This window comes from Streptomyces sp. 11-1-2 (assembly GCF_003595545.1).
Classification (GTDB): domain Bacteria; phylum Actinomycetota; class Actinomycetes; order Streptomycetales; family Streptomycetaceae; genus Streptomyces; species Streptomyces hygroscopicus_B.
This window is the reverse complement of sequence record NZ_CP022545.1, coordinates 7,647,751-7,664,292: the sequence shown is the minus strand read 5'-3', so window position 1 is coordinate 7,664,292 and position 16,542 is coordinate 7,647,751. Positions and strand designations below refer to the sequence as shown.

General features: G+C 69.7%; 13 protein-coding genes. 5 read left to right on the top strand and 8 right to left on the bottom strand.

Annotation, left to right across the window (positions count from 1 at the left end; translation table 11 throughout):
- The first annotated feature begins 127 nt into the window (after window positions 1-127).
- The 4 genes from CGL27_RS33010 to CGL27_RS32995 all read left to right on the top strand — a co-directional run bounded on the left by CGL27_RS33010 (window position 128) and on the right by CGL27_RS32995 (window position 4,888).
- Complete coding sequence (locus CGL27_RS33010) at window positions 128-3,160, top strand: nitrate- and nitrite sensing domain-containing protein (RefSeq protein WP_119991608.1); 3,033 nt, start codon at window positions 128-130, stop codon at window positions 3,158-3,160.
- A 10-nt stretch (window positions 3,161-3,170) separates the two neighbouring features.
- Entirely contained in the window at window positions 3,171-3,584 is a 414-nt protein-coding gene (locus CGL27_RS33005) for a roadblock/LC7 domain-containing protein (protein WP_020868201.1), read from the top strand.
- A gap of 82 nt (window positions 3,585-3,666) precedes the next feature.
- Window positions 3,667-4,329, top strand: coding sequence for a DUF742 domain-containing protein (locus tag CGL27_RS33000; protein WP_078643925.1), 663 nt, complete (start codon window positions 3,667-3,669; stop codon window positions 4,327-4,329).
- Window positions 4,310-4,888 carry an ATP/GTP-binding protein gene (locus tag CGL27_RS32995; RefSeq protein WP_078610434.1) on the top strand — a complete coding sequence of 193 codons (579 nt, stop codon included), beginning with the start codon at window positions 4,310-4,312 and terminating at the stop codon, window positions 4,886-4,888. Before CGL27_RS33000 ends, CGL27_RS32995 begins: the two co-directional genes overlap by 20 nt.
- A gap of 163 nt (window positions 4,889-5,051) precedes the next feature.
- On the opposite strand, the gene CGL27_RS32990 is transcribed toward CGL27_RS32995, so the two are convergent.
- The 5 genes from CGL27_RS32990 to CGL27_RS32970 all read right to left on the bottom strand — a co-directional run bounded on the left by CGL27_RS32990 (window position 5,052) and on the right by CGL27_RS32970 (window position 11,539).
- Window positions 5,052-5,291, bottom strand: coding sequence for an acyl-CoA carboxylase subunit epsilon (locus CGL27_RS32990; RefSeq protein ID WP_119991607.1), 240 nt, complete (start codon window positions 5,289-5,291; stop codon window positions 5,052-5,054).
- A gap of 56 nt (window positions 5,292-5,347) precedes the next feature.
- A complete protein-coding gene (locus tag CGL27_RS32985; RefSeq protein WP_078643922.1) occupies window positions 5,348-6,931 on the bottom strand; it encodes an acyl-CoA carboxylase subunit beta in 1,584 nt (527 codons plus the stop codon).
- Window positions 6,932-7,263: 332 nt separating this feature from the next.
- Entirely contained in the window at window positions 7,264-8,862 is a 1,599-nt protein-coding gene (cimA, locus tag CGL27_RS32980; RefSeq protein WP_078643920.1) for a citramalate synthase, read from the bottom strand.
- A gap of 346 nt (window positions 8,863-9,208) precedes the next feature.
- Window positions 9,209-10,294 (bottom strand): branched-chain amino acid aminotransferase, encoded by a 1,086-nt coding sequence (locus CGL27_RS32975; RefSeq protein ID WP_078643919.1) that lies wholly within the window; start codon window positions 10,292-10,294, stop codon window positions 9,209-9,211.
- Window positions 10,295-10,495: 201 nt separating this feature from the next.
- A complete protein-coding gene (locus CGL27_RS32970) occupies window positions 10,496-11,539 on the bottom strand; it encodes a 3-isopropylmalate dehydrogenase (RefSeq protein ID WP_119991606.1) in 1,044 nt (347 codons plus the stop codon).
- A gap of 128 nt (window positions 11,540-11,667) precedes the next feature.
- Here CGL27_RS32970 and CGL27_RS32965 point away from each other — a divergent pair, with 128 nt between their 5' ends.
- Complete coding sequence (locus tag CGL27_RS32965) at window positions 11,668-13,251, top strand: metallophosphoesterase family protein (RefSeq protein ID WP_119991605.1); 1,584 nt, start codon at window positions 11,668-11,670, stop codon at window positions 13,249-13,251.
- Here CGL27_RS32965 and CGL27_RS53245 read toward each other — a convergent pair.
- The 3 genes from CGL27_RS53245 to CGL27_RS32950 form a co-directional block, all read right to left on the bottom strand.
- Window positions 13,245-13,367 carry a hypothetical protein gene (locus tag CGL27_RS53245; RefSeq protein ID WP_087684456.1) on the bottom strand — a complete coding sequence of 41 codons (123 nt, stop codon included), beginning with the start codon at window positions 13,365-13,367 and terminating at the stop codon, window positions 13,245-13,247. The two genes, CGL27_RS32965 and CGL27_RS53245, sit on opposite strands and share 7 nt — an antisense overlap.
- Before the next feature lie 542 nt (window positions 13,368-13,909).
- Window positions 13,910-15,541 carry an L-glutamate gamma-semialdehyde dehydrogenase gene (gene pruA, locus CGL27_RS32955; RefSeq protein WP_119991604.1) on the bottom strand — a complete coding sequence of 544 codons (1,632 nt, stop codon included), beginning with the start codon at window positions 15,539-15,541 and terminating at the stop codon, window positions 13,910-13,912.
- Between the two features lie 56 nt (window positions 15,542-15,597).
- On the bottom strand, window positions 15,598-16,524 hold the full coding sequence (locus CGL27_RS32950) for a proline dehydrogenase family protein (protein WP_078643912.1): 927 nt from the start codon (window positions 16,522-16,524) through the stop codon (window positions 15,598-15,600).
- Window positions 16,525-16,542 lie beyond the last annotated feature (18 nt).

The following is a 16,542-nucleotide window of genomic DNA, read 5'->3' as shown; positions in this document are numbered from 1 at the left end:
CGTACTGAGCGCTTTGCGCACTGTTTGGAAAGCACCTGCGGGGCGTGCTGGAATTCGCTGAACTGGGCAGTCAGGGCTCAGCTGGGAACGGCACAAATGGTGCCGATGCCGAGAGGTTGTTGGTCGAGTGAGGCGAAGCAAGCCGGACCCCGCGCAAGACGCGCGAGGGAACTTCACCCCGCCGCCGCGTTCAGGCACAGCGGCGTCGCCCGCCGAGGCACCGGATCCACCCAGTGGTGGCCGGATCTCCCCTCGGAACTGGCGGGTGCGCGGCCGGCTGTACGCGATCCTGCTCATCCCCGTGCTCGTCGCCCTGGTCTTCGGTGGCTTCCAGGTCGCCGCCTCGGTCTCCACCTGGAACGAGGCGCGGGACGCCGAGCGCACCGCCCAGGTCGTCCGGGCCGCCACCACCTACGCCCACGCCCTGGTCAACGAGCGCGACCTGAGCGCGGGCCCGCTGCTCAGCGGCACCAACGAGGCCACGGTGACCAAGGCGCGGGCCACCAGCGACGCGGCGAAGAAGGACTTCGACAAGGCCGTCGCCGATATGCCGCAGACGCCGACCATGAAGCGCCGCCTCAAAGCCTTCAGAGCCACCGAACCGCAGCTCGCCGCCCTGCGCCGCAACGCCTACACCGACCGCCTGAACGGTGTGAAGACCGAAGAGGGCTATGTCGCCGTCGAGCACGGGCTCACCGAGTTCGCCAATGAACTGGGCCTGGGCACCGGCAATATCACGTCGTACGGCCGTACCGTCTACGCGGTATCCCTGGCCAAGGGCGCGGAGTCGCTGCAGCGCTCCATCGGCACCCATCTGCTGGTCAAGCCCGGTCCGTCCGCGACCGACCGCAAGACCCAGCTCACCGCCTTCACCTCGTACGTCTACCTCGAGGGCATCGCGCTCGGGGAGTTCGAGGCGGCCGGCACACCGCAGGACGTGACCGGGCTCGAGGACACCCTCACGGCGGCCGAGAAGCGTGCGCAGGAGCAAATCGCCGAGGCGAAGCGGAAGGCCGAGGCGGACGGCAAGAAGTTCGTCGCACCGCCCGGTATGGACCAGATGTTCAAGGCCATCGGCAGCGGCGCCTCGCCCACCGCGCTGGCCGGCCAGGGGGTCACCCCGGACGCCTGGTTCAACGCCTCCACGATCAAGTTCAACGCCTACCGGGACGTCGAGCAGGCCCTGGTGAACAGAGCCGTGGACGAAGCGGCGCAGATCTCCTCGGACGCCCGCCGCGATGCGATCGTGAACGGCGCGATCGTGGTGCTGGCACTGCTCGCCGCCTTCTTCGTGGCCGGCCGGATGGCCCGCTCGATGAGCCATTCGATGCGGCAACTGCGCAACGCCGCCTTCGACGTCGCCGAGAATCGGCTGCCCGCGGTGGTCGGCCAGCTCTCCCGCACCGACCCGGGACGGGTGGACACCAGGGTCAGCTCGATACCGATCAACACCAAGGACGAGATCGGCGAGGTGGCCCGCGCCTTCGACCAGGTGCACCGTGAGGCGATCCGGCTCGCGGCCGAGCAGGCGATGCTGCGCGGCGGCGTCAACGCGATCTTCACCAACCTTTCCAGTCGCAACCAGGGACTGATCGAGCGGCAGCTGACCCTGATCTCCGAACTGGAGAGCCGGGAGGCCGATCCGGACCAGCTGGAGCACCTCTTCCGGCTGGACCACCTGGCCACCCGTATGCGGCGCAACGGCGAGAACCTCCTGATCCTCGCGGGCGAGGAGCCCGGCCGGCGCTGGAACCAGCCGGTGCCGCTGATCGATGTGCTGCGCGCCGCCTCCTCGGAGGTGGAGTCCTACGAGCGCATCGAGCTGGCCGGCATCTCCGAGAGCGAGATCCACGGCACCGCCGTGACCGACCTGGTACACCTCCTGGCCGAGCTGCTGGAGAACGCCACCACCTTCTCCTCTCCGCACACCAAGGTGCGGGTCACCTCGACCCGGCTGCCCGACGGCCGGGTGGTGGTGGAGATCCACGACAAGGGCATCGGCCTGACCGCCGAGGACTTCGCGGACATCAACCACAAGCTGGCCAATCCGCCGACGGTGGACGCCACGGTCTCCCAGCGCATGGGGCTCTTCGTGGTCGGCCGCCTCGCCGACCGGCACAGCATCCGGGTCCAGCTGCGCCCCTCCGGGGAGCAGGCGGGCACCACGTCGCTGGTGATGCTGCCCGAGGCGATCACCCACGGCGGTGGCGGCGAGGAGCTGCCCCAGGACGACTTCACGGTCTCCCGGATCGTCCCCGAGCCGCGGCCCGCCCCGGCCTTCGAGGACGTGAGCGAGCTGTCCTCGCGGACCGCCGCCGAGCTGGGTTTCGACGACTCCGCCTACGGCCGGGACCAGGTACATCACCAGTTTCAGGGCCAGTACAGCGGAATGGGGGCCACCCCGTCCGAGCGGGATCCGCGGCCCGGCCAGGCGCCTGCCGAGCCGCTGGCGCAGTCGTCGTACCAGAATTCCGGCTATTCGCAACCGGAAGCGGATTACACAACTCAAACGGAACCCGAACAGCAGCCGTACATCGGCTACAACTCCCCCTCTCAACAGGGAGAGTGGGGCGATTCCGGATCTTTCGAGATGCCCTACGCGTCGCAGTTCGGGACCGAAGCGGAATCAGGACCCAGCGCTCCCGAAGTTTCTCGGGACCGCGTAGAGTTCCACCGTCCGGGCCCTTCCCCGAGCGGAATCCACTCGATGACCGACGCCGGGCTTCCGCGTCGCGACAGGCAGTGGCAGCCGTCCGAGGAAACAGGGACACAGGGGATGGTCGGGGACCCGGCGGCGCCCACGGCGCCGGAGCGACCCCGGCAGACACCCCAGCAGCAGGAGGACAGTGCCCCGTGGCAGTCGGAGAACGACCAGCGCTGGCACCGTGCCGAGCAGCTGCGCGACCCGAAGGCCGGTGGGGTCACAACGTCCGGCCTGCCCCGCCGGGTGCCCAAGGCCAATCTGGTCGAGGGCTCCGCGGAGCCGACCGGACAGGGCGGCCCCCAGGTCTCCCGTGCCCCGGAGGACATCCGCGGCAGGCTGAGCAACCTGCGCCGCGGCGTCCAGCGGGGGCGCAGCGCGGGATCCGGGACCCCCGGGCGTGACCAGCATGACCAACAGGGCTTCGGCCCCGGCAGCACCTACGATCAGGAGCGTTAGTGTGAGCCCGATGAGCCAGGCGGCGCAGAACCTGAACTGGTTGATCACCAACTTCGTGGACAACACCCCCGGGGTGTCCCACACCGTGGTGGTCTCCGCCGACGGACTCCTTCTGGCGATGTCCGAAGGCTTCCCCCGTGACCGAGCCGATCAACTGGCGGCGGTGGCCTCCGGCCTGACCTCGCTCACATCCGGGGCCTCCCGCATCTTCGAGGGCGGCGTGGTCAACCAGACCGTCGTCGAAATGGAACGAGGCTTCCTCTTCATCATGTCGATCTCCGACGGATCCTCCCTCGCCGTGCTCGCTCACCCCGAGTGCGACATCGGCCTCGTCGGCTACGAGATGGCCCTGCTGGTCGATCGCGCGGGCAATGTCCTCACCCCGGATCTCCGCGCGGAATTGCAGGGCAGTCTTCTCAACTAGCAAACATGGAGTGCGTTTCGCGCCACCGCGCCATAGGGTGCGGTGGCGCGACCGGCAAGACAGGCGAGTTGGAGGAGGACACGTGGCAACGCCCCCTAGCGGATATCCGTACGCCCACGGGCAGCCGTCCGAGCCGCGCGGAGAGGCCCCGATGAAGCGCTACAACTTCCCCTCCGCGCCCAGCCGTCAGGCCCGCTCTCCACAGCAGCCGGAACCGCAGCAGGAGCAGCAGCCCCCGCGGCGGCAGCCGCAGCGGCCTCAGCAACAGCCGTACACGCCTTCCTACGCGCCTCCGGCGCCGCAGGAGGGGTCTTGGTACGACGCGCCCTCCGCGCCGCGTATCGAGCCCGTACAGCCGCCTGAGCGCCCCGCTCCGGAACCTTCCTCCCCCGCGGGCGGCACTCATAACCCTCTGGTGCGCCCGTACGCCATGACTGGGGGCCGGACCCGGCCCCGGTACCAGCTCGCCATCGAGGCGCTGGTACACACCACGGCCGACCCCGCTCAGCTCCAGGGCCAACTGCCCGAGCACCAGCGGATCTGCCATCTGTGCCGCGAGATCAAGTCGGTCGCCGAGATCTCCGCACTGCTCGCCATTCCCCTCGGCGTGTCCCGGATCCTCGTAGCCGACCTGGCCGAGGCGGGGCTCGTCGCCATTCATCAGCCGGGCGGCGACGAGTCCGCCGGCGGTCAGCCTGACGTGACACTGCTCGAAAGGGTGCTCAGTGGACTTCGCAAGCTCTAGCGGTGCAGCCCGCTCCACCACCTCCGCGAAAATCGTGGTGGCGGGCGGCTTCGGCGTGGGCAAGACCACGTTCGTCGGCGCGGTCTCGGAGATCAACCCGCTGCGCACCGAAGCCGTGATGACCTCCGCCTCGGCGGGGATCGACGACTTGACCCACGCACCGGACAAGACCACCACCACGGTGGCGATGGACTTCGGCCGCATCACGCTGGACCAGGACCTGATCCTGTACCTGTTCGGCACGCCCGGCCAGGACCGCTTCTGGTTCATGTGGGACGACCTGGTCCGCGGTGCCATCGGCGCGGTCGTCCTGGTGGACACCCGCCGCCTCGCCGACTGCTTCCCCGCGGTCGACTACTTCGAGAACTCCGGCCTGCCCTTCGTCATCGCCCTCAACGGCTTCGACGGACACCAGCCGTACACCCCCGAAGAGGTCCGCGAGGCCCTGCAGATCGGCCCCGACGCGCCGATCATCATCACCGACGCCCGCCACCGCAGCGAGGCCAAGAGCGCGCTCATCACGCTGGTCGAGCACGCGTTGATGGCCCGGCTGCGGTAGCCGAGACCGGCGACAGAAGCCAAAATCCCCTGCTCTCCGAGGAGAACAGGGGATTTGTGCGTTCCCAGTCAATCCAGGGCGTCCGGCGCGGTCAGGGCGCTCGGCGCGGGGCCGGCGGCCTCCGGGCGGTGTGCGGCCGTCCGGAGGCGGCGGGGCCGCTCGCTCAGCCCTGCCAGCTGTGCGGCGCGCTGAACGCCGGGCGGCGCTCCAGACGGCGCCAGCGGGCGGCGCTGCGGCCCGGGCGGGTGGAGTCGGTGGTGCGGTGGGTGCCGACGGCCGCGCGGGCGAGCAGCACCGCGGTGACCGCGGCGAGCTCCTCGGCGTCGGCGTGGCCCTTCTCGACCCGGACCAGGGTGGCCGCCGCCGCGGCGGCGGAATCGGCGATATCGCTCGGTGTGCTCACGGTTTGTCTCTTCTCCCTTGTCGCGCGGGTTTCGCGCGAGGACACGAACTCAGAGGCTACTGCGGCGGGTTGCCGTGCTTACGGGACGGCAGGTCGGCGTGCTTGTCGCGCAGCATCGCCAGCGACCGGATCAGGACCTCACGGGTGTCGGACGGGTCGATCACATCGTCCACCAGGCCCCGCTCGGCCGCGTAGTACGGGTGCATCAGCTCGGACTTGTACTCCTTGACCATGCGGGCGCGCATGGCCTCGGGGTCGTCGGCGTCGGCGATCTGACGGCGGAAGATCACGTTGGCGGCGCCCTCGGCGCCCATCACCGCGATCTCGTTGGTGGGCCAGGCGTAGGTCAGGTCGGCACCGATGGACTGGGAGTCCATGACGATGTAGGCACCGCCGTACGCCTTGCGCAGGATGACGGAGATCCGCGGCACGGTGGCGTTGCAGTACGCGTACAGCATCTTGGCGCCGTGCCGGATGATCCCGCCGTGCTCCTGGTCCACACCGGGCAGGAAGCCGGGCACGTCCAGGAAGGTGACCAGCGGGATGTTGAAGGCGTCGCACATCTGGATGAAGCGCGCGGACTTCTCCGACGCCTCGATGTCCAGCACGCCGGCCAGCGACTGCGGCTGGTTGGCGATGATGCCGACCACCTGGCCGTCGAGCCGGGTCAGCGCGCAGATGATGTTGGTCGCCCAGCGCTCGTGGACCTCGAGGTACTCGCCGTCGTCGACGATCTCCTCGATGACCTTGCGCATGTCGTACGGCCGGTTGCCGTCGGCCGGGACGAGGTCCAGCAGCGAGTCGCCGCGCCGGGAGGCCGGGTCGTCGGACTCGACGGTCGGCGGGTTCTCCCGGTTGTTCTGCGGCAGCAGCGACAGGAGGTAGCGCACCTCCTCCAGGCACGTCTCCTCGTCGTCGTAGGCGAAGTGGCACACACCCGAGGTCTCGGCGTGCACATCCGCGCCGCCCAGTCCGTTCTGGCTGACCTTCTCGCCCGTCACCGCCTGGACCACATCGGGTCCGGTGATGAACATCTGAGAGGTCTCCCGGACCATGAAGACGAAGTCCGTCAGCGCCGGGGAGTAGGCCGCCCCGCCCGCGCACGGGCCGAGCATCACGCTGATCTGGGGGATGACGCCGGACGCCTTGGTGTTCCGCTGGAAGATGCCGCCGTATCCGGCGAGGGCCGAGACGCCCTCCTGGATACGGGCACCGGCGCCGTCGTTGAGGGACACCAGCGGCGCCCCGGCCGAGATGGCCATGTCCATGATCTTGTGGATCTTGGTCGCGTGGGCTTCCCCCAGCGCCCCGCCGAAGATCCGGAAGTCGTGTGCGTAGACGAACACCGTCCGTCCGTGGACGGTCCCCCAGCCGGTGACGACCCCGTCGGTGTAAGGCTTCTTCGCCTCCAGGCCGAACCCGGTCGCACGATGCCGCCGCAGCGGCTCCACTTCGTTGAAGGACCCCTCGTCAAGCAGCAGATCGATCCGCTCGCGAGCCGTCAGCTTCCCCTTGGCCTTCTGGGCCTCGGTCGCCCGCTCGCTCGGGCCGCGCCGAGCCTGCTCGCGAATCGCGTGCAGCTCGGCGACGCGCCCGCGAACGTCACTCGCCTCAGCAGGCGCACCTTCGAGATTGGTCATGCATTGACGGTACGTTCCCGGACCCCCGGAAACGCATGTCAATTCCCTACAACGTCAAGGGCGTTTTGGTGGGCAGGCGGAACAGAACTGGACAGCGGCTTTCCCACTACCTGGTGTCCTAAAGGACTATCGACCCTGTCGGCATCCGACAAACCTCCAGGCGGCGACCGTGCGAGGAGCGGGCTCGACCACCCGGATGGGCGGCGACCGCCGGAGCGGCGCCGCGGCCGGATCGGGGAACGGAGCATGTCGGCCGCGCTCCGCTCCCCGTACCTTACTCCGGCGGCGGCCGGCGCCACGCGCACCGGGCCCACGCGGCCATGAGGCCCAGCTCACTCCTGCGGGTCCACCCCGGCCCGCAGCAGCCCGTAGGCGAAGGCGTCGTCCAGGGCCTGCCAGGACGCTGCGATCACGTTCTCCCCGACGCCGACCGTCGACCACTCCCCCTGGCCGTCCGCGGTGGAGATCAGCACCCGGGTCGTGGACTCGGTGCCGTGCTTGCCTTCCAGGATGCGGACCTTGTAGTCCACCAGCTCCATCGTCGCCAGCTGCGGGTAGATCCGCTCCAGCCCCACCCGCAGCGCCCGGTCCAGGGCGTTGACCGGGCCGTTGCCCTCCGCCGTGGCGACGATGCGCTCGCCCTTGGCCCACAGCTTCACGGTGGCCTCGTTGGCGTGGGTGCCGTCCGGGCGGTCCTCGACGATCGCCCGCCAGGACTCGACCCGGAAGTAGCGGCGGGGGCGTCCGTCGACCTCCTGGCGCAGCAGCAGCTCGAAGGAGGCGTCGGCGGCCTCGTAGGAGTAGCCCGCGAGCTCGCGCTCCTTGACCCGCTCGACGATCCGGCCCACCAGGGCGCGGTCGTCGCCGAGGTCGATGCCCAGCTCCTTGCCCTTGAGCTCGATCGACGCCCGGCCGGCCATGTCGGAGACAAGCATCCGCATGGTGTTGCCGACCCGCTCGGGGTCGATGTGCTGGTACAGATCCGGGTCGACCTTGATCGCGGAGGCGTGCAGTCCGGCCTTGTGGGCGAAGGCGGATACGCCCACATAGGGCTGGTGAGTGGACGGCGTCAGATTGACGACCTCGGCGATCGCGTGCGAGATCCGGGTCATCTCCTCCAGGGCGCCCTCCGGCAGCACCCGGCGGCCGTACTTGAGCTCGAGGGCCGCGACGACCGGGAAGAGGTTGGCGTTGCCCACCCGCTCGCCATAGCCGTTGGCCGTGCACTGGACGTGGGTGGCGCCCGCGTCCACGGCGGCGAGGGTGTTGGCGACCGCGCAGCCGGTGTCGTCCTGGGCGTGGATGCCCAGCCGGGCGCCGGTGTCGGCCAGCACGGTGCGGACCACCGCGTCGATCTGGCCGGGGAGCATGCCGCCGTTGGTGTCGCAGAGGATCACCACCTCGGCGCCCGCCTCGTGGGCGGCGGAGACGACCTGCTTGGCGTAGTCCGCGTTGGCGCGGTAGCCGTCGAAGAAGTGCTCGCAGTCGAGGAAGACCCGGCGGCCCTGGGACCGCAGGTAGGCGACGGTCTCGCGGACCATCGCGAGGTTCTCCTCGAGCGTGGTGCGCAGGGCCAGCTCCACATGGCGGTCGTGGGACTTCGCCACCAGGGTGATCACCGGCGCCCCGGACTCCAGCAGCGCCTTGACCTGGCGGTCGTCCTCGGCGCGCGCCCCCGCCTTGCGGGTGGCGCCGAACGCCACGAGCTGGGCGTGCTGGAAGTCGATCTCGGCGCGGGCCCGGGCGAAGAACTCCGTGTCGCGCGGGTTGGCGCCGGGCCAGCCGCCCTCGATGAAGCCCACGCCGAAGTCGTCCAGGTGACGGGCGATGGTCAGCTTGTCCGCGACCGTCAGGTTGATGCCCTCGCGCTGCGCTCCGTCGCGCAGGGTGGTGTCGAAGACATGGAAGCCGTCGTCGGGCAGATCCTTCATGGTTGGTCTGGCTCCTGTCGGATGGATCTCGGTCTACCGGAATATCCGGTTCCGCGCCCTCCTATGGTCCCTCACGCTTCGCGTCCGGCGGGATGGTCCGGAAAACGAAAAGACCCCTCGCGGGTGCGAGAGGTCTGCGCGCGGGTCTGGGGCACGGTGGCCGCGCCGTACCGGGTCGTACGGGCGGTCACTGCGGACCGGCGCGCCTGCTGTCAATAATCATGACGAACGAGAGCACGGAGGCAGTCTGGCACATTCCGCCCCCGCGCTCTCATCCGTCTCATCATGCGAACCATCGGTGTCAACGGGGTGACACTCGCGATCAGCCCAGAGGTGACACCCGTGATCAGCCCAGGGGGTGCATCCAGCCATGCGGGTCCGGGGCGACGCCGGTCTGGATGTCCAGCAGTGCCTTGCGCAGCCGCATCGTCACCTCGCCCGGCTCACCGTCGGCCACCGTCCAGTTCGCCCGGGCGGACTTGACCGAGCCGACCGGGGTGATCACGGCCGCCGTACCGCAGGCGAAGACCTCGGTGAGGGTCCCGTCGGCGTTGCCCTGGCGCCAGTCGTCCACGGAGATCCGGCCCTCGGCGACCTCGTAGCCGAGGTCGGCGGCGATCCGCAGCAGCGAGGCTCGGGTGATCCCCGGCAGCAGCGAACCGGACAGCTCGGGGGTCACGATGCGGTCCCCGTACACGAAGTACAGGTTCATCCCGCCCATCTCCTCGATCCAGCGGCGCTCGATCGCGTCCAGCCAGACCACCTGGTCACAGCCCTGCTCGGCGGCCTCGGCCTGGGCGACGAGGGAGGCCGCGTAGTTGCCGCCCGCCTTGGCCGCGCCGGTGCCGCCGGGCGCGGCGCGGACGTACTCCTCCGAGAGCCAGACCGAGACCGGCTGCACCCCGCCGGGGAAGTAGGCCCCGGCCGGGGAGGCGATCACCACGAAGAGGTACTCGTTCGAGGGCCGGACACCCAGCCCGACCTCGGTGGCGAACATGAAGGGCCGCAGGTAGAGGGACTGCTCTCCGTGGCCCGGCACCCACTCCTTGTCCTGGGTGACCAGCGCGTCACACGCCTCGATGAAGGTCTGGACGGGGAGCTCGGGCATGGCGATGCGGCGCGCGGACGCCTGGAACCGCTCGGCGTTCTGCTCGGGGCGGAACGTGGCCACGGACCCGTCGGGGCGGCGGTACGCCTTGAGCCCCTCGAAGATGGTCTGGGCGTAGTGCAGCGTCATGTTCGCCGGATCGATCGAGAGCGGGGCGTACGGCACGAGCTGGGCCTCGTGCCAGCCGCGGCCCTCGGTCCACTTGATGGTCACCATGTGATCGGTGAAGTGGCGGCCGAATCCGGGGTTGGCCAGGATCTTCTCCCGCTCGGCGGCGGGGAGGGGGTGGGACGAGGGCTTGAGCTCGATCGTGGGCGTCGTCATGGCAGGTAGTCCTTCACCTTCGGTTGTGGCGGACCGCGCTCACACCATCCTGCCCGTGATCGGTACTAGGACGTCCAAGCTCTTCTTCACACAACGGCCCCACCGGGGATTATCTCCTAGGTGAGGCCGCGGAAGGAGCGTTGTGCAACGCGCGGCCCAGGTCGATGGTCGCACCCAGCCGCGCGGTGGCACAGGCTGGGGTCAGCCGGATACTCGGGCGGCGAGCGCGTCGCCGATCTCGTCGGTGGTGCGCGGCGCGGCCGCGTCCCGCCCGGCGAGGTCCTCGGCGACGGCGGCCTCGATACGGGCCGCCTCGTCCCCGTAGCCGAGGTGCGACAGGAGCAGGGCCACCGACAGGACGGTCGCCGTCGGGTCGGCCTTGCCGGTGCCCGCGATGTCCGGCGCGGAGCCGTGGACCGGCTCGAACATCGGCGGGAAGGCGCCGGAGGGGTTGATGTTGCCGCTCGCGGCGAGCCCGATGCCGCCGGTGACGGCGGCGGCGAGGTCGGTGAGGATGTCACCGAAAAGGTTGTCGGTGACGATCACGTCGAACCGCTCCGGCTGGGTGACGAAGAAGATCGTCGCGGCGTCGACGTGCAGATAGTCGGTGGTGACCTCGGGGTACTCCTGGCCGACCCGGTCGAAGATGTTCTTCCACAGGTGGCCGGCGTGCACCAGGACGTTGTTCTTGTGCACGAGGGTCAGCTTCTTGCGCGGCCGGGCGTTGGCCCGCTCGTAGGCGTCCCGGACCACGCGCTCGACACCGTAGGCGGTGTTGAGGCTGACCTCGGTGGCGACCTCGGCCGGGGTGCCGGTGCGCAGCGAGCCGCCGTTGCCCACGTACGGGCCCTCGGTGCCCTCGCGGACGACCACGAAGTCGATGTCGGGGCGGCCGGCCAGCGGGGTCGGGGTGTTCGGGAAGAGCTTCGACGGACGCAGGTTGACGTAGTGGTCGAAGGCGAAGCGCAGCTTGAGCAGCAGCCCGCGCTCCAGCACGCCCGAGGGCACCGACGGGTCGCCGATGGCGCCGAGCAGGATCGCGTCGTGGTTCTTCAGCGACTCCAGGTCCGCGTCCGGCAGGGTCTCGCCGGTGGCGTGCCAGTGCTGGGCGCCGAGGTCGTAACTCTGGGTCTCCAGCTTCACGTCCTGGGGAAGGGCGGCGGAGAGGACCTTCAGGCCCTGGGCAACGACCTCCTGGCCGATACCGTCACCGGGGATCACTGCGAGGCGAATGCTGCGAGACATACCGGGACCCTACCGCTCGTCCCATGGATTGACATAGCCGTTCCGCCATTCGGACATCCACCCAGCGGCAATCACCCGTTCACCCCCTGTATGGTGCGCCGTTGACCGCCCGGGGGACATTCCGGTCCATGGACACACCACGGTTCGGCGTACCGGAGCGGCTCGCCCAGCGGATGACCATGGCGGAGCAGCATGAGTATCTGCGGGCCCGGCTCTCCCGGCGCCGAGTGCTGCGCGGGGGCGCCGCCACGGCGGGGACGGTCGCGGGCGCGGGGCTGCTGGGCGGGGCGGCGTGCGCCGCCGACACAACGCCTGCGCCCGTCGCGGGCCCGAAGCCGGTGACCGCCACGGTGGACGGTGCGCTGGTCGCCCCGTTCGGCCGCCATCTGGCCTTCGGCGCCGATCCGCGGACGCAGATGCGGATCTCCTGGCAGGTCCCGTTCGCCGTGCGCAAGCCCTATGTGCGGATCGGCACGAGCCCGCTGGAGCTCACGCGCAAGGTCGAGGCCGAGATCCGCTCTCTGCACACCCCGTCGCTGAGCGACAAGCTGCCCGCGGTCGACCAGTTCTATCTGCACGCCGCGGTGGACGATCTGCGCCCTGGGACCACCTATTACTACGGCGTCGGTCATGCGGACCGCGACCCGGCCGAGCCGCGGCACTTCTCGTCCGTGGGCACCTTCCGCACCGCGCCGGAACGGCCCGGGAAGTTCGTTTTCACCGCCTTCGGCGACCAGGGGGTGAGCTATGACGCGCTCGCCAACGACCAGTTGATCCTTGGCCAGAACCCGTCGTTCCATCTGCACGCCGGGGACCTGTGCTACGCGGACACCACCGGCCACGGGAAGAAGACCGACCTGTACGACGCCCGGGTCTGGGACTCCTTCCTCGCCCAGACCGACTCGGTCGCGGCGAGCGTGCCGTGGATGGTGACGACCGGCAACCACGACATGGAGGCGTGGTACTCCCCCGACGGCTACGGCGGCCAGCTCGCCCGCTGGTCCCTGCCGGACAACGGCCCGGATCCGCGCAAGGCGCCCGGGGTCTATTCGTTCGTCTACGGAAACGTGGGCGTGGTCGCGCTGGACGCCAATGACGTCTCGTACGAGATCACCCCCAACAAGGGGTACACCGACGGTGCGCAGACCCGCTGGCTGGACCGGCGCCTGGGGCAGCTTCGCAAGCGGCCCGGCATCGACTTCCTGGTGGTCTTCTTCCACCACTGCGCCTACTCCACGACCAGCGCCCACGCCTCGGACGGCGGGGTGCGCGACACCTGGGTGCCGCTGCTGGAGAAGCACCAGGTGGACCTGGTCATCAACGGCCACAACCACGTCTACGAGCGGACCGACGCGATCCGGGGCGGCAAGGTCGCCCGCCGGGTCCCCATCGAGGGAAGCGCCGACGCGGTGCGCGACGGGATCGTCTATGTGACGGCGGGCGGGGCGGGCGCGAAGCTCTACGAGTTCCCGGTGCCCGACAGCTACGAGGGGCACATCAAGGACCTCGACGAGGTGAAGACCTACCACTGGACGAAGGACGGGGAGAAGAACCGGGACAGCGCGGACTGGTCCCGCGTCCGCTACACCGGCTTCTCCTTCCTCGCCGTGGAGGTGGAGCCGGGCCCCCGCCCCAGGCTCACGGTCACGGCCCTGGCGGAGTCGGGCGAGCGAGTGGACCGCTTCGAGGTCACCCGGCCCCGGCGTCAGTGACCGGTGGCACCGCCGTTGTCACGGCGGTCGAGGGCACGCTGCAGCGCGGCAGCCGCCTTCTTGCGGTCGGTGTCGTCGGTCTTGCGGCGGATCCTGCGGACAGTCGTCTCGGCCATGATCACATCTCCTCTGCTGAACCCCGGTGGACCGGGAGGAAGGAAAACTCCCCGAGAAGGTGGCTGCCGGAAGAGGCGGGGGCCTGGGTGCGGCAGGGGTCACCTGCGCGTGTGCACCGGCCGCGGCCGCCATCGCTGGATGCAGCGAGACGTTCGGCTTCCACAAAAGTAAGGCAGCGGAGCGTCAGTGTCTGCACAATTACTCGGACGTCCTACTATCTGAGACGCGAACAGGGTGACATCGGCCACTGACCCAGGGTGATCACATAGCGGCACCGCGCCGATAGTCGAGGCCGACCCCCGTCCGACCTCGACCACGGCGGCCGATCGCAGGTCGTCGTGGGCGATCCCGCGCCTGGTTACCCACGTAAACTGCGGTAAATAGTGCCTACTTGACTGCTTGACGCTAGCACCGCCGCGCGTCGGGCGTCCACAGATTTCCCCCTACGCGCCCCCGGACAGCACGCCGCCCCCGGACCGCACTGAAGCGGTCCGGGGGCGGGGTCGCGGGGCGGAGGGGCCGGGCCCGTCCGCGCGGGCGGTCAGCCCATGTGCGGGTAGCGGTAGTCGGTCGGCGGGACCAGGGTCTCCTTGATGGAGCGGGTGGAGGTCCAGCGCATCAGGTTCTGCTTGGCGCCCGCCTTGTCGTTGGTGCCGGACGCGCGGCCACCACCGAAGGGCTGCTGGCCGACGACGGCACCGGTCGGCTTGTCGTTGATGTAGAAGTTGCCGGCCGCGAAGCGCAGCGCCTCACAGGTGGCGGCGGCAGCCGCGCGGTCCTGGGCGATGACGGCGCCGGTCAGCCCGTACGGGGCGGCCGACTCCATCTGCTGGAGCATCGCGTCGTACTCGTCGTCCTCGTAGACGAACACCCCGAGGATGGGGCCGAAGTACTCGTCCTTGAAGATCTCGTTCTCCGGGTCGGTGGAGGCCAGCACGGTCGGGCGGACGAACCAGCCCTCGCCGTCGTCGTAGCTGCCGCCCGCGACGACCTCGACCGTCGGGTCGGACTTCGCCCGGTCGATCGCGGCCTTGTTCTTGGCGAAGGCGCGCTCGTCGATGACCGCGCCCATGAAGTTGCCGAGGTCGGTGACATCGCCCATGGTCAGCCCGTTGACCTCGGTGGCGAACTCCTCCTTGAGGCCGTTCTCCCACAGGGAGCGCGGCACATAGGCACGGGAGGCCGCGGAGCACTTCTGGCCCTGGAACTCGAAGGCGCCACGGGTCATCGCCGTCTTGAGCACCGCCGGGTCGGCGGACGGGTGGGCGACGATGAAGTCCTTGCCGCCGGTCTCACCGACCAGCCGCGGATAGGTCTTGTAGTTCTCGATGTTGTTGCCGACCGTCTTCCACAGGTACTGGAAGGTCCGGGTGGAACCGGTGAAGTGGATGCCCGCGAGGTCCGGGTGGGCCAGGGCCACCTTGGAGACGTCCTTGCCGTCGCCCGTGACCAGGTTGATCACGCCCTTGGGCAGCCCGGCCTCCTCCAGAACCTCCATCAGCAGCACGGCGGCGTGCGTCTGGGTCGGGGACGGCTTCCACACCACCACATTGCCCATCAGGGCGGGGGCGGTCGGGAGGTTGCCCGCGATGGCGGTGAAGTTGAAGGGGGTGATCGCGTAGACGAACCCCTCCAGCGGCCGGTGGTCGCTGCGGTTCCAGACCCCGGGCGAGTTGGCCACCGGCTGCTCGGCCAGGATCTGGCGCGCGAAGTGGACGTTGAACCGCCAGAAGTCGATCAGCTCACAGGGGGTGTCGATCTCGGCCTGCTGCGCGGTCTTCGACTGACCCAGCATGGTGGAGGCGGCGAGCGTCTCCCGCCAGGGGCCGGAGAGCAGATCGGCGGCCTTGAGGATGACCGCGGCACGGTCGTCGAAGCTGAGCGCGCGCCACGCCGGGGCCGCGGCCAGGGCGGCGTCGATCGCGTCCTGCGCGTCCTGCTGGGTGGCGTTGGCGTAGGTGCCCAGGCGGACGGAGTGCTTATGCGGCTGGACGACGTCGAAGCGCGTCCCCGCTCCCATCCGCTTCTCGCCGCCGATGGTCATCGGCAGGTCGATGGGGTTCTCACCGAGCTCCTTGAGCTTGGTCTCGAGGCGGGCACGCTCCGGGGTGCCGGGCGCGTAGGTGTGCACCGGCTCGTTCACCGGCACGGGGACCTGGGTGACGGCGTCCATGATGGCCGTTGTCTCCTTCGATCGTCGGGTTGCGAGGTCTGCGATGCCGGGAGCGGTCAGCGACGGCCGACCAGCGAGCGCAGGAAGAATGTGAGGTTGGCGGGGCGCTCCGCGAGGCGGCGCATGAAGTACCCATACCAGTCTGTGCCATACGGGACGTAAACCCGCATACGGTGGCCCTCCGCCACCAGCCGCTCCTGCTCGGCCACACGGATCCCGTACAGCATCTGGAACTCGTACTCGTCCAGCTTGCGCCCGAGCCGGTGCGCCAGATCCTGGGCGATGGCCACCATGCGCGGATCGTGCGAGCCGATCATGGGATAGCCCTCACCGGCCATCAGGATCTTCAGACAGCGCACATAGGAGCGGTCCACCTCGCGCTTGTCCTGGTAGGCGACGCTCGCCGGCTCGTTGTACGCGCCCTTCACCAGCCGCACCCGGGAGCCTTCCCCGGCCAGTGCCCGGCAGTCGTCCTCGGTCCGGAAGAGATAGGACTGGAGGACCGCGCCGGTCTGCGGGAAGCGAGTGCGCAGCTCGCCGAGGATGGCGAGGGTGGAGTCCACCGTGGTGTGGTCCTCCATGTCGAGCGTGACCGTCGTACCCGCCGCGGCGGCGGCCTCCACGACCGGGGTCACATTGGCCAGGGCCAGATCGTGGCCCCCGGGCAGTGCCTGTCCGAAGGCGGAGAGCTTCACGGACATCTCCGCCCGCCCGGCGAGCCCCTCGGCGGCCAGCGCCTCGGTCAGCGCCAGATAGGCGTCACGGCTGCGCAGCGCCTCGACCCGGTCGGTCACGTCCTCGCCCAGATGGTCCAGGGTGACGTCCAGGCCGCGGGCGGTCAGGGACCGCACTGAGCCCAGGGACTCGGTAAGCCGCTCCCCGGCGATGAAACGGTCCACCATCGGGCGGGTGACCGGCGCGGCCGAGACGAGACGGCGGATGGCGGCACTGCGCGAAGCGGCAAGCAGCACGGGTCCCAGCACGGGGCACCTCCACGATGA